This is a genomic window from Acinetobacter sp. YH12058, from assembly GCF_013419805.1.
Lineage (GTDB): Bacteria > Pseudomonadota > Gammaproteobacteria > Pseudomonadales > Moraxellaceae > Acinetobacter > Acinetobacter towneri.
On the sequence record NZ_VOZL01000014.1, the window covers coordinates 1 to 14273 of the forward strand.

General features: G+C 41.6%; 10 protein-coding genes and 1 rRNA gene. 6 read left to right on the plus strand and 5 right to left on the minus strand.

Annotation, left to right across the window (positions count from 1 at the left end):
- The 5 genes from rrf to FTU09_RS09245 form a co-directional block, all read left to right on the plus strand.
- Nucleotides 1–84, plus strand: a 5S ribosomal RNA gene (gene rrf / locus FTU09_RS09225); the annotation flags it as partial.
- Nucleotides 85–367: 283 nt separating this feature from the next.
- Entirely contained in the window at nt 368–1717 is a 1350-nt protein-coding gene (locus tag FTU09_RS09230; RefSeq protein ID WP_096902259.1) for an MFS transporter, read from the plus strand.
- A gap of 423 nt (nt 1718–2140) precedes the next feature.
- Nucleotides 2141–3349 carry an MFS transporter gene (locus FTU09_RS09235; protein ID WP_179997338.1) on the plus strand — a complete coding sequence of 403 codons (1209 nt, stop codon included), beginning with the start codon at nt 2141–2143 and terminating at the stop codon, nt 3347–3349.
- Between the two features lie 194 nt (nt 3350–3543).
- Nucleotides 3544–5916 carry a YgiQ family radical SAM protein gene (locus tag FTU09_RS09240; protein ID WP_180080043.1) on the plus strand — a complete coding sequence of 791 codons (2373 nt, stop codon included), beginning with the start codon at nt 3544–3546 and terminating at the stop codon, nt 5914–5916.
- Between the two features lie 345 nt (nt 5917–6261).
- Nucleotides 6262–6804 (plus strand): DUF2726 domain-containing protein, encoded by a 543-nt coding sequence (locus FTU09_RS09245; protein WP_180080046.1) that lies wholly within the window; start codon nt 6262–6264, stop codon nt 6802–6804.
- A 97-nt stretch (nt 6805–6901) separates the two neighbouring features.
- Here FTU09_RS09245 and FTU09_RS09250 read toward each other — a convergent pair whose 3' ends face one another.
- From FTU09_RS09250 to mdtD, 5 genes are all read right to left on the minus strand, one after another.
- Nucleotides 6902–7273: a RidA family protein gene (locus FTU09_RS09250; protein ID WP_180080049.1), complete on the minus strand. Its 372-nt coding sequence runs from the start codon at nt 7271–7273 to the stop codon at nt 6902–6904.
- 463 nt (nt 7274–7736) lie between these two features.
- Entirely contained in the window at nt 7737–8792 is a 1056-nt protein-coding gene (dinB, locus tag FTU09_RS09255; RefSeq protein ID WP_154321163.1) for a DNA polymerase IV, read from the minus strand.
- Nucleotides 8793–8837: 45 nt separating this feature from the next.
- On the minus strand, nt 8838–9848 hold the full coding sequence (locus FTU09_RS09260; RefSeq protein WP_180080052.1) for an MBL fold metallo-hydrolase: 1011 nt from the start codon (nt 9846–9848) through the stop codon (nt 8838–8840).
- A gap of 34 nt (nt 9849–9882) precedes the next feature.
- Nucleotides 9883–10620, minus strand: a complete 738-nt coding sequence (locus FTU09_RS09265) for a GH25 family lysozyme (protein ID WP_373685372.1) — start codon at nt 10618–10620, stop codon at nt 9883–9885.
- A 133-nt stretch (nt 10621–10753) separates the two neighbouring features.
- A complete protein-coding gene (mdtD, locus tag FTU09_RS09270; RefSeq protein ID WP_180080055.1) occupies nt 10754–12145 on the minus strand; it encodes a multidrug transporter subunit MdtD in 1392 nt (463 codons plus the stop codon).
- A gap of 183 nt (nt 12146–12328) precedes the next feature.
- Between mdtD and FTU09_RS09275 the strand changes: the two genes are divergently transcribed.
- The gene (locus FTU09_RS09275; RefSeq protein ID WP_180080058.1) at nt 12329–14215 is read left to right on the plus strand and encodes a choice-of-anchor I family protein; all 1887 of its coding nucleotides are present in this window, start codon (nt 12329–12331) and stop codon (nt 14213–14215) included.
- Nucleotides 14216–14273: the final 58 nt, after the last annotated feature.

Here is a 14273-nt window from a genome sequence, read left to right on the forward strand (position 1 = left end):
ATCCCTTCCCGAACTCAGAAGTGAAACCTCTTCGCGCTGATGGTAGTGTGGGGTTACCCATGTGAGAGTAAGTCATCGCCAGCTCATTATTCAAACACCCTCAACTAGCGTTGGGGGTGTTTTTTATGCGGGAAAGAAAATATTAAGAAGAATAATCACATTTTATTGTGTTTAAAATAACAATAAACCCATAATTAATAAAATGTTTTAGACTAATGTTGAATTTTTATTTTTTGTGTTTTGTGTGAAAGTTACACAATCTACTTGAATGGCAAAAGTGGACATGGATGACTGATAAAAATGAAAGTCTTCACTGTAAAAATTGCTATTCAAGCTTACTGAAACACAAACTCACAGGAGGTGAGGAATGGCACATCAAGCAATTAACGTGAATGATGTCATCGATCACGCAAAATTCAAACCATTTCATTTCAATGTCGTGGCATGGTGTCTACTGATCATTTTATTTGATGGCTATGACTTGGCAATTAATGGGGTCGTTTTACCCTTATTGATGGATGAGTGGGGCTTGAGTGCTGTTCAGGCGGGGATGCTCGCGAGTACTGCATTGGCAGGTATGATGTTTGGTGCGATGATTTTTGGTTCTTTGGCCGATAAAATTGGTCGTAAGAAAGTCATCATGATCTGTATCGTTCTGTTTAGTGGTTTAACCTTTGCAGGTGGCTTTGCTTCTAATCCAACTGAGTTTGCAATTTTACGTTTCTTAGCGGGTTTAGGCATTGGTGGTGTAATGCCAAACCTTGTGGCCTTAACTTCTGAATATGCACCTAAAACCATGCGTAGCACCTTAGTGACTACTATGTTTAGTGGTTATGCTGTAGGTGGTGTAATGGCAGCCTTACTTGGCTCATGGTTTACCCCAAGTTTTGGCTGGGAAATCATGTTCTTTATTGCGGGTATCCCATTGTTTTTATTGCCTGTGATTTGGAAATTCTTGCCAGAATCTTTAACCTTTATTGTCAAAGAAAATAAGCAAGATCAAGCCCGTCCAATCGTAGCGCGTTTAGCACCAGATTTAAAAATTACCGAAGACACCACTTTTGAATTGTATCAGGTTGGTGTGCCTGAAGCTGCTAACGTGGTGAGCTTGTTCAAACGCGGTCGTGCAGTGAATACTTTATTGTTCTGGTTAGCGTTCTTTACTTGTCTATTAACCATGTATGCACTCAGCAGCTGGTTGCCAAAACTGATGATGGCGGCAGGCTATTCTATGGACAACAGCTTAATGTTCATGATGGTGATGAACGTAGGTGCAGTCGTTGGTATCGTGGGTGGTGGTATTTTAGCAGACCGTTTCCACTTAAAACCTGTATTGATGTTCTTGGGAATCATGGGTGCATTGGTGATGAGCCTCATGGGCTTCCAATCTAATCAATTCTTGCTTTACATCTTAGTATTCTTGGCGGGTGCAGCATCTATTGGTTCACAAATGTTGTTGTATAGCTATGTGGCACAATATTACCCACTTGCGGTACGCTCAACAGGTATTGGCTGGTCATCTGCCATTGGTCGTATGGGTGCGATTGTGGGTCCAATTTTAATTGGCGGCTTATTGGGTATGAATTTACCTGCACACTTCAACTTTATGGCAGTAGGTTTGCCAGTGTTGATCACTGCAATTGCGGTTGCCTTGATTATGAGTGAAGATGAAGCTGAGCAAATTAAAGCAGGCAAAGCAGTTGCTGCCAAAGCTTAAACTTGTAATGTGCTAAGTTCAAAAGTCCTCAACCTTGTTTGGGGACTTTTTGATTATGGGGTGTGTAAATAGAAAGTGATGATAGATAAAGTTATATACTCAAGACACAGATAAAAAGAAACCCCATCATCCTGACGGGGTTTCTTTGTATTTCGTGTTTAGGTATAACTCCTGTCGTACCTCACGATCTTGGTGCTCAAACCTATTATTGTTGTTTTCTGTTTGGGAAACATCCTGTCTCCTTATGCTTTAAAGAATACCGTAAGCTCAAAATACTGCCTAGCCTCATTTTGCTTCAGTGCATGTAAGCAAAAACTGACAAAGTGATGAATGATACTGACGCTGTTTTTGAGCAAACGATAAAATACCGAGCTTATTTTTGTCCATAAACAGGCGTATACTGATTGCGTGATTGGAGTAAATATGTCTGATTTAGCTGCAGCATCTCATGTTCAGTATGGTACTAAGCCGTTTAAAGCCATTCTTTTTTCGTTGTTTCTAGCGGGTTTCGCTTCTTTTTCGACCTTGTACTGTGTGCAACCGATGATGCCAATTTTGGCCGATTTTTTTACGGTTACACCAACCCAAAGTAGTTTCCCGCTGTCATTTTCTACTGTGGCTTTGGCGATAGGTTTGCTTTTCACAGGTTTTATTTCAGATCGTTTTGGGCGTAAACCTATTATGGTTTTGGCTTTATTTTTAGCTGCCATTTTATTAATTCTGAGTGCCTTACTTCCAATCTGGTCATTCTTTTTAACCACACGAATTTTTATTGGCATTGCTGTGAGTGGTGTAGCTGCGGTCGCCATGACCTATATTGGTGAAGAAATTCGACAGCAAGACATTGGTTTTGCCATGGGGCTGTATATTTCGGGTACGGCCATTGGTGGCATGGGTGGACGTTTAATTGCTGGGGTCTTGGTCGATTTTATATCTTGGCAAGCGGCAACCCTAATTATTGGTGGTTTGAATTTACTAATTGCAATCACCTTTTATATGTTACTTCCTGCATCGAAAAATTTTACAGCGTATCCGATTCGCTTCTCGCGGTTTAGAGATGCTTTTGTTGCCAATTTGGCAGACCGTAAATTAAGAATCCTGTTTTTACAGGGCTTTTTGCTGATGGGCTGTTTCGTTAGTATTTTCAATTACATTAGCTATTATTTATTGGCTAAACCATTTGAGCTTTCTCAAGTTTGGATTGGGGTAATTTCAATTGCCTATTTGGCGGGTATTTACAGTTCACCACGCGCAGCAAGCTGGGGCAATCGTATTGGACGTGAACGTGTGTTGCCTATGGTGATTGTCCTCATGTTGATTGCATTGTGGTTGATGTCGATTGCACATTTAGCTGTTGTATTGGCTGCCTTAGTGTTATTTACCTTTGCCTTTTTTGCTGCACATTCTACTGCCAGTAGTTGGGTGTCGATTCAAGCCCTGCAGTATCGTGCAGTGGGATCATCATTATATTTATTTAGCTACTACATGGGTTCAAGTTTGCTCGGCAGTGGTAGCGGATTGATTTGGGAACAATGGGGATGGTCTGGTCTGACATGGGTGATGACTGCAGTCTTGGGTGTGGCGCTTTATGGTGCGTGGCGTTTAAAGATTAAACCAACAGCGCTGCGATAAGCATTCAGGATTATTGCTTTGGGCGTATCCGTTTACGCTTTTCTTATTCAGATAGAAACTTAGGATATAAAAATATTTTGCTGATTTTGTGTGTTTTTTAATCAAGCAAGATGAATGGAATTCATGCTAAAATAGTCGGCTTTCATCTTTGATCGACTTCTGATCTTCCACTTCCCAGCCGAGAATTGCCAGCCATGTCTACTGCTTATACTGCTCAGACCGCACCCAAAGCGTTGTTTGATTACGACAAATATTGGGCGTCATGTTTTGAGCCTGCGCCATTTTTGCCGATGTCACGCGAAGAAATGGATCAGCTCGGTTGGGATGCCTGTGATTTTATTCTAGTTTGTGGTGATGCTTATATTGATCATCCATCTTTTGTATCGGGCGTGATTGGTCGTGTGCTTGAGGCGCAGGGCTTTCGTGTCGGGATCATCGCCCAACCAGACTGGACCAATGTGGAATCTTTTCGGGTACTAGGGAAGCCGACCATTGCTTGGGGTGTTACCGCGGGCAATATGGACTCGATGATCAACCGCTATACTGCAGACCGTAAAATCCGTTCTGATGATGCTTATTCACCAGACAATCAGCCGAATAAACGTCCTGACCGTGCGGCTACGGTATATTGTCAGCGTTGTCGTGAAGCCTTTCCAGATGTGCCTGTTTTACTGGGCGGGATTGAAGGCTCGTTGCGTCGTATTGCACATTATGACTATTGGTCGGATAAAGTTCGTCGCTCAATTTTAATGGATTCTAAAGCCGACTTATTGATGTACGGCAATGGCGAGCGTTCGATTATTGAAGTGATCCACCGTTTGGCCAAAGGTGAAAAAATCCACGAAATTACAGATGTACGTGGTACAGCATTTATTATCAATAAACATAACCGTGCGTCTAAATCCAAATTTGTTGAAATTGCATCTAATGATGTAGATAGCGTGGGCCGTGTCGATCCAATCATCAACCCTTATGTGATGACCGAAGATTTAGACGGTTGTGAGATTGAAAAAGATAAGGGCAACAACCTCGCGCAATATCAAAATTTCCAGAAAGATGTAGTCAGCAATCCAATTGTTCGTGAAGGTGATCAGCTAGATGCAGATACCCAGATTGTGCAATTGCAGCCTGCTTCAAAAGCAATTAAACACAAATTACCCCCACGTGAATTGGCAGTGATTCGTTTGCCTTCTTTTGAGGAAGTGGCGAATGATCCTGTGCTGTATGCGCATGCTAACCGTATTTTGCATTTAGAAACTAACCCAGGCAATGCGCGTGCTTTGGTGCAAAAGCATGGTGAACGTGATGTGTGGTTGAATGCACCGCCTATTCCGTTGACTACGGAAGAAATGGACTATGTATTCGATTTACCGTATGCACGTTTGCCGCATCCATCTTATGGCAATGCACGTTTCCCTGCTTTTGATATGATCAAGTTTTCGGTCAATATCATGCGTGGTTGTTTTGGTGGCTGTACTTTCTGTTCGATTACCGAACACGAAGGACGAATTATCCAAAACCGTTCTGAAGAATCCATTTTGCGTGAAGTGGAAAAAATTCGGGATACTGCGCCTGGCTTTACTGGCATTATTTCAGACTTAGGTGGCCCGACTGCAAATATGTACCGTTTGCATTGTAAAGACCCTGAAATTGAAAAGAATTGTCGTAAACCCTCTTGTGTATTCCCGGGCGTATGTCAAAACTTACATACCGATCATGCACCTTTAACCCAGTTATATCGTAAAGCGCGTGAACTGAAAGGTATTAAAAAAATTCTGATTGGTTCAGGTTTACGTTATGACTTGGCAGTGTTGAACCCTGAATATGTACGTGAATTGGTGACGCATCATGTGGGCGGTTATTTAAAAATTGCACCTGAGCATACCGAAAAAGGCCCATTATCTAAGATGATGAAACCAGGTATTGGTACGTATGACCGTTTTAAACAAATGTTTGATCGTTTCAGTAAAGAGGCGGGCAAAGAGCAATATTTGATTCCGTACTTTATTGCTGCACACCCAGGAACGACCGATTACGACATGATGAATTTGGCGTTGTGGCTGAAAAAGAATGGTTTCCGTGCCGATCAGGTACAGACTTTCTATCCATCGCCAATGGCGACCGCTTCGACCATGTATTACACAGGTAAAAACCCACTGGCCAAAGTGGCGCGTTATACCGAAAATGTGGATATTGTCAAAGGCGAAAAACGTCGTCGTTTGCATAAAGCTTTCTTACGTTACCATGATCCAAACAACTGGCCGTTGTTGCGTGAAGCCTTAAAAGAAATGGGACGTGCAGATTTAATCGGAAACTCTAAACAGCACCTGATTCCAACCTATCAGCCGCAAGGCACAGATGGACAGTATCAAACGGCACGTAAGAAAAACTCGACTGTCGCGGGTGATTCACAAAAACGTACGGGGCAAAGTGGCAATCGTGCTCAGAACAGTAATCGTCCGAAGAAAGGGCAAATATTGACTCAGCACACAGGTTTGCCGCCACGTGAAACAGGTGAAAAACGTCCATTTTCACACAAAAAATCTAAGCCAAAATCGAAAGCTTAGTACTTGAAGTTAAGATCCATCAAAAGGCGCTGCAGCGCCTTTTTTGTTTGCTTTTCATTTCATCGGAATTGTCCGACAATCGAATCTGTTAAGCATTGCTTTGTTATTTTTTTGCATGCTATACAGTATTCGTATCTAATGATAAAAACACGCTTAGATGCTACAGCACTTAGACAAAAGGCGAGCTTGTGAAACAAAATTTCTGTTTCTATGATGGTTTTGTCAATGTTTCATGTAGTTTCTTAAATGGAACGTTTAAATATAAAAGCGTGTTATATACTGATTTGATGAAAAAATCGGCATGAAGCCGAAACAACTATAAAAAATGATTTTAAGGATTGAATGATGACCATTTATATTTTGATTGGGGTTTTGATACTGATTTTCTTTCTCTTGATGGCGGTTAAGGGCTTGGAAAATAGAGAAAAACCTCAGGACAGTGCACTAAAGCAACGTGCAATTTTTAGCTTAAATGAACAGCTGACGTATACACGTTTGCAGGAAATTTTACCTCAACATATCATCTTGGCGCATGTGTCTTTTGATGCCTTGCTGACCACGAAATTTTCACGTACTCGACATAAATACCGCAATATGATTGCCGATTTTGTGGTGTTGGATGCCAATCATCAAGTTGTTGCAATTGTGGCTTTAGATGATTTGTTGATGTTGAAACGTAGCCGCAATGCGCAATACCAAGATGAATTGCTGCGTTTGGCGGGTTATAAAGTGCTGCGTTATGAAGATGTGCCTGAATATCACGAATTACGCGAAGCTTTTGGGCAATCATCGTCATCTTATGCAGATTTAGAAGATTTGGATACTGCCTTAAAGAAGTATGATTTTTTAGCGCATTCTGTACGCCATAAAGTGAAGGTATTGGGCTAAACGCTTGCCACTAAAATCACTAGATAGACAACATGAATCAGCATGTCGCCATGACATGCTGATTTTTTTGGGTATGTTCCTGATCCAATCACATCTGTTATACGTTGGGTTGCTCTTCAGGTTTGACTGCAACCACAGTCATCTCAACTAAAACGTCAGGATGATATAACTTGGCTTCTACGCAGGTACGCGGTAAAGTTTGTATATCTGCCACCCAAGCATCCCAAACTTGATTCATTGCGGCATAATCGCGCTCAATGTCTTTTAGAAAAATCATTACCGACATGATGTGGCTTTTATCTGTACCCGCATCTGCCAGTAAACGATCAATCAGGGCAAGTGTTTGTTGGGTTTGCCCCACAATATCTTGTTGTGTGTCTTCTGCCAGTTGCCCTGCCAAATGGACTAAATTTCCAGAAATTGCAATTTCAGAATAACGTTTTTGAATATGTAGACGTTGAACAGCCATTGGGTGTAATCCTCGCGCCAAGCGATTAGGTATAAAAAGCGTGAGGTATTATAGAGGCAGGCAAGCACGTGGAAAATATGCAGGCAGCAGTCTACTTAAAATAAAAAGTAGTTGAATGGAAAATACGAGGAAAAGAGAGACGGTGTATCAAAGCGGCGAAGTGCCAAGCGCAGAGTTGTCCTGTAATCTTCGGATTTGATCGTCACGCCAATCACAGGACAAGTATGCCAAAAGTAATGGTGATTTTTGACATCTCAGCGTATGTACGGATAAATACATCGCGCGCATAGATTACTCTAAAAAGCACAACTGTGAAGGGTAAATTGTCTTATTTTTATTCTTTTGGCTGAAATTTATACAAAAATAGCTTTAGTATTCATCGGTAAGCATTGCTTTGGCAGGCTGTCATGCCGTGCTGCGAGTTTATAGCTTTAATATCCGTGATATTTACGAGTCGTGATATTTACAGTAAAGACAGTTGTGCTTGTTCATCGGCAGAGCTGAGTTGATACAGACCGACCCCAATTAAACGGAATTGATCCTGTGCGGGAATATGCATTTCGTGAAGCAAAAGTTGCAGGACTTTTTCAAGATCGTTTTTGCTCTCAAGTGGCTGTTTAAAACTTTTGCTATGTTGTAAGACCTGAAAATTTTTGAGTTTCAATTTGGCCGATACGCCACGTGCAACATATTGTTTTTTCACTAAACTATGCCAAACCTGATCAATCAAGCTAGACCAGTAAGCTGCACATTCGGCTAAGTTTAAGTCATCATCAAAGGTGATTTCTTTGGAAATTTGCTGGCGCTCACGTTCTGCCTGCACAGGACGTTCATCAATCCCTTGGGCAAATAAAAACAGGCGTTTTCCATATTTGCCAAAATGATGAATCAACAGGTTTTCTTCAATGTGTTGCAAATCGCCCAAGGTATTTAAATTCAAGCTTTTTAATTTTTCCTGCGTGACTTTACCTACGCCTGGAATTTTCTTTAAGGGTAAGTCCTGAATAAACTGCTGCACTTGACTGGGTTTAATCACGCAAATGCCATTGGGTTTATGCCAGTCCGAAGCAATTTTGGCTAAAAATTTATTCGGTGCGACACCTGCCGAGGCCGTTAAACCTGTACTTTGAAAAATATCTGCCCGAATCCGCATTGCGACTTCAGTTGCGCTTGGAATACCTTGTAAATTTTCGGTGACATCTAAATAAGCTTCATCTAAAGACAAGGGTTCAATAAGTGGTGTATAACGCTGAAAAATCTGATGAATTTGTGTGGAAACCTCACGATAGAGTGCAAAATTGGGTTCGAGTACCACCACCTGCGGGCAGCGTTTGCGGGCTTGTGCCATCGACATGGCAGAACGTAAACCAAACTCACGCGCAGGATAGGATGCCGCGGCAATCACAGCACGAGGATGATGCGAAGCAATCACCACAGGTAAATGCTGCAATTCAGGACGACTGCGCAGCTCAACAGAGGCATAAAAGGCATCCATATCAATATGAATGATTTTCCGCATGGCACAAACTAGATGAAGCGTTTAGATTTCAACAGTATCGCATGTTTAGGAAGTCGGTTGTAGCATCGGAGCAAGCGGATAAGGCGTGTTGCTATTCAGCAAAATCACCTGTGTCGATTGCTGTTCTGCATAGTCGATCAAACGCTGTAAACTCCGTGGGCTATGGTCGGCAATGCGGGGCAAAAACTCTAAAGGGCGCGCTAAAGGCTGGAAAAAATTATCCCAATGAATTGGAATCACGACACGAGGGCGCAACGTTCCCACAGTTTCATCTATATAATGCTGTTGAAAAGCAACCGATTGTTTAGAGAGCTGTGCAATCCCTAAAAATAAAGTATCTACCTGCAAGTGTTGTAATTGTTTAGAAATCGCGCCTGTACTGGCTTTGACTAAAATGTTCTGTTCAGGATGCTGAATGTAATAATCAAAACTGCCGCCTTCTTTAAATTCATAAAAACGGGCAGGTAAGGACAATCGTTGTTGAATTTGTTCACCTAAATCATTATTCACAGCGGTGGCAGGGGTATGCTGTGATGGAATAGCCGTAATCTTAAACTTTCCAATCTGTATTGGTTGGGCAGGATTGACAAGGCTTAATCGAGATTCAGGAATTGCGGCACCACGGGCAATGTTCAAACTACTTTCTGAACCGATGATTTGACTGTGTTTGAGTTGCTGCGCCAAAAATGGCAAATCTAGCGTGTGATCATAATGCGAATGGGTGATCAAAATCGCACGTGTGCGTTGTAATTGATGCTGTTGAATCAACTTGTGCAATAAGGCTGGTTGGCTGTCTAACTTGTTCCACATGACTTGTGCAAGAGAGGGGCGACTAAAAAATCCATCAATCAGAATTTGGTTTTCACCATCATCAAACAATAGGGTAGATACGCCAAAATAATGTACTTTTAAGTTGGCATTTGCGGTTTTTGTTGAATATTGCCATGCGGAAAATTGTTCTAGTTTGCCTGCGGGTTGTAATAGGTAAAGCAGTGCGAATCCTGCACAAATGCTGAGCGTAAGAGCAGCCCAAAGCAGTCCTTTCATAATTTTCATGACGGTACTTTTTTATTGTGATGCAGCTATCTTGTTATTTTTTCTGGTTCGGTTCAAGTCTTGTGGGTTGAATTGCGTTGTCTGTTAAAAAATGCTGCCATTGTTTGGTATTGCCATAAAAAACATTTAGGTCGACTGGGCTGTGAATACCTTTTATTTGACCCTGATTGGTATGTTGCCAAAATAACCATTTTGGCTGACCTGCCAGTTGTGGTTTACCCTGATATTCTCTGACCCAAAGTGGTGTTTGCTTAAAGCTTTCAGTTAATACCATATTGTAAAAGGCTTTAGATACATAAAAAATCGGTTGTTTTTCATAATGTTGATATAGCGCATCATGCATGATTTGAATTTCGCGCAGTAACTGTTCTTTGGTATAGGTATTGATGCAGTTGCTGTCATACTCCAAGTCAATTACAGGTGGCAAACTGTCGGATTTTTTTGGAACAGTCGCAATAAAGTTTTCTGCCTGAATTGCTCCATCACGGCATAAGCGATAAAAATGATAGGCGCCGACCAAAAAGCCATGTTCACGGGCTTTGAGCCAGTTATCCTGAAATTTACGGTCTTTAAAATCGCCCCCTTCGGTGGCTTTTAAATAGACAAAGGCATATTTTTGTGGGGAAATTTTATGCCACTGAACATCGCCTTGATGATGTGACACGTCAAATCCTTGAATCGGATATTCTTCGGTTGCCGCAGGTTGTTGGCGCAACACACCCAAATACAATAAAACCGCCAAAACAGCACTGCCAAGCATCGCAATGGTCATACGATAGTGCGGTGTAAAAGCTGAGTTTTTAGCTTGATTGGACGGTTTGCGCATGTTGAAAAAGCTTCGCGGAGCAAAGTCATATCATAACGTGCAGTGCGGTGTAGCACCATGCGCTTTCGGTAATGGCGTTTTAAACAGCCGTGTGTTTGGGGATATTCCAAAACACTAAAAATGCCAAAATATTTAATACACCCAAACAAATTAAAGTGGCATGAAAGGCACTGACTAACTGACCTGCGCCGTAATAGGCACTAAACATATTCACCAAAGTACCTGCCAATGCCACGCCAATACTCATCGACAGCATCATAATCATGGATAAAAAACTATTGCCGCTGCTGGCATCTTGTTGAGGTAAATCTTTGAGTGTAAAGGTATTCATACCCACAAACTGCAATGAATTAAGCACCCCAAATATAAAAAAATGCAAGGCACGTAACCAAGTCGCAGTTTCAGCAGTGGTCAGCGCAAAACTAGCAATACACGCCCCGACCAATAACGTATTGGTCAGTAAAAACTGCCGATAGCCAAAACGTTGAATTAAAGGCCGAATAATTGGTTTAGATACCAAAGAACCGAGCACAGTCGGAATCATCATCAAACCCGTGAGAAACGGTTCAAAACCAAAAGCCACCTGTAGCATGATTGGCATGATAAAAGGCATGGCATTGCCCCCGAAGCGGGCAAAAAAGTTACCTAAAATACCAATCGCATATAAGCGATTTTTAAATAAATCACTGCGAAATAAGGCATTTTGATGGGTGTGAGCATGGCGAGCATAGCATGCTGCAGCAATACCACCAGCCAAGATTAACGCAAAATTCCAAAGCAGGTTATATTGTGGATTGGCAAAATTTTCGATGCCTAAAGATAAGCCCGCCATCGCCACAACTAATAGGATAAACCCGAGAAAATCAAAGTTTTTAACTTCAGTTTCAGTCACATTCGGCATGGCTTTAATACAAATCCAACAGCCCAAGATGCCTATAGGAATGTTGATCAGGAAAATCCAGTGCCACGTGGCGACTTCGACCAACCAGCCACCCAGAGTTGGGCCAATTAAGGGGCCAATCAACCCTGCCAGACTCATCAGGCTCATGGCAGATAAAAACTGGGTACGTGGAATGATTTTTAACATCGCCAAGCGCCCGACAGGCAAGAGCAATGCGCCACCAATACCTTGAATCACCCGATAAAACAGTAATTCATTCAGACTCGCTGCTGCAGCACAACCCAAAGAGGCAAGGGTAAAAATGATAATCGCTGCAAAATAGGTATTGCGTACCCCAAAACGATCTGCCAACCATCCACTTAATGGAATACACGCTGCCACCGAGAGCACATACGCCACCACAACACTGTGCATCCGCAGCGGGTCTTCCTGCAGGCTATTCGCCATTGCAGGGATTGCTGTATTCACAATGGTGGTGTCGAGCGCCTGCATAAAAAAGCCAATTGAAACCAGAAATACCAAAAGACGGTATTCAGGATGCAGGGCTTGATGGGTCGGTGTTTGGTTCATAACTCGGCAAAATGGACATTTGGTCTAGTTTAAACCATTTTGCAATCTAGCGGACTGCATCTATAAAAACATGAAAAGTGTTTGAAAATTCAAGGAAATGCAATGAAATTGTCATCTATTTGTCACCGATTATTCACTTTGAGTTTGTAAGTTGGGTGCATTTAGAAAAATGATGAGTAATTTATGAAAACGCAAATTTCTGCATTAATGTTGGCTTTATTGTCTGTGGGGATGGTGGGCTGTAATGATAATAATGATCCTATTCCTGTAAAAGAAGAAGTTGTTGAAGCAACACCTACAACAATTAGTTTGGAGCGTTTAGGGGAATACGATGCACAAGTTTTTGGTGCGAGTGCTGCGGAAATTTCTGCTTATGATGCTGAAAGTAAACGTTTATTTGTAGTCAATGCGAAAAATGGCGTGGTCGATGTACTGGATTTAAGCAACCCAAGTGCACCTGTTAAGCTGAACAGCTTGGATGCCAAGACTCATTTGGCGAATTCTGAAGTCAATAGTGTTGCGGTACATCAAGGTATTGTCGCTTTAGCTGTTCAGGCAACACCTAAAACTGATAAAGGCATCGTGGCATTTTTTAAAGCCAAAGACCTGAGCTTTATCAGCAAAGTTGAAGTCGGTGCATTGCCTGATATGTTGACTTTTACTCCAGATGGCAAAAAAGTCTTGGTTGCCAATGAAGGTGAGCCAAATGAAGGTTATAAGATTGATCCAGAAGGTTCAATCAGTATTATTAATCTAACTGACATCAACAAGCCTACTGTAAAAACTGCAGATTTTCAGGCATGGAATACACGTAAGCAGGAATTGCTTGATGCGGGCGTGCGTATTTTTGGGCCAAATGCGACTGTCGCACAAGATTTAGAGCCTGAATATATTGCGGTGAGTGACGATGGTAAAACTGCTTGGGCAAGTCTACAAGAAAACAATGCTATTGCTGTGATTGATTTGATTCAAGACCAAGTGGTCGATATTTTCCCATTGGGTTATAAAAACTTTGGCTTAGCTGCAAATGCTTTAGATGCAGGTGATCGTGATTGTGTTGTTGGTAAGCAAGACTATAACGGTAAAACGATTACAGCCTGTGCTAAAAATGAGGGGATGATTAATATTCAAGCTTGGCCAGGCTTATATGGCATGTATATGCCAGATGCAATTGCGCAATATCAAGCCAATGGACAAAGCTACTTGGTCACTGCCAATGAAGGTGATGCGCGTGAATGGTTGGTTGATGAAGACTTATATTTTGGTACGGATGAAATAACTCAGGGTTATGCAGAAGAAATTCGTGTTAAACACTTATTCAATAATAAAGGCTTCAGTACCATGGGCGATTATGCAGCGCATTTACGTCTATTAAAGTCAGGGGTTAAAGGCGCAAAGCTTGATTCAAACGTATTTAAAGCATGTACCACTACAGATGCCAATGAAGTTTGTGCAGATAATTTAATTAAAGATTCACAATTGGGTCGTTTGACGATTACTTGGACGCAAGGTTACAAGAAAGATACAAATGGTGAGCCTGTGCTAGACAGCGATGGTTTCATGACCTATGACAAACTATATGCTTATGGTGGACGTTCATTCAGTATTGTAGATCCTAAAACCAAAAAAATTGTTTGGGACTCAAAAAATGACTTTGAACGTAAAGCTGCTGAATTATTTCCAGAATACTTTAATACCAATCATGAAAAATTAAGTATAGATGATCGTAGTGACAATAAAGGCCCTGAGCCTGAAGGCATTGCTTTAGGTAAAATTGGTCAAAAAACTTTTGCCTTTATTGGGTTGGAGCGTATGGGTGGCATTATGGTGTACGACATTACCCAACCGACACAAGCATCTTTTGTTGAGTATTTTAATGATCGTAAGTTTGGTGAAACCCGTACATCTTTCGATGCAGAAGGTAATGAGGTTACCGTTGAAAATTCAAATCTCGGTCCCGAAGGTTTGATCTTTATTGCAGCCAAAGACTCGCCTAACGGCAAGCCACTGTTAGTTGTGGGTAATGAAGTCAGTGGAACTACTGCCGTCTACCAAATCAAGCTTAACTAACAGCATTGCAAAATTAGAAATCTATTAAAGAGGGCACTTTGGTGTTCTCTTTTTTGTG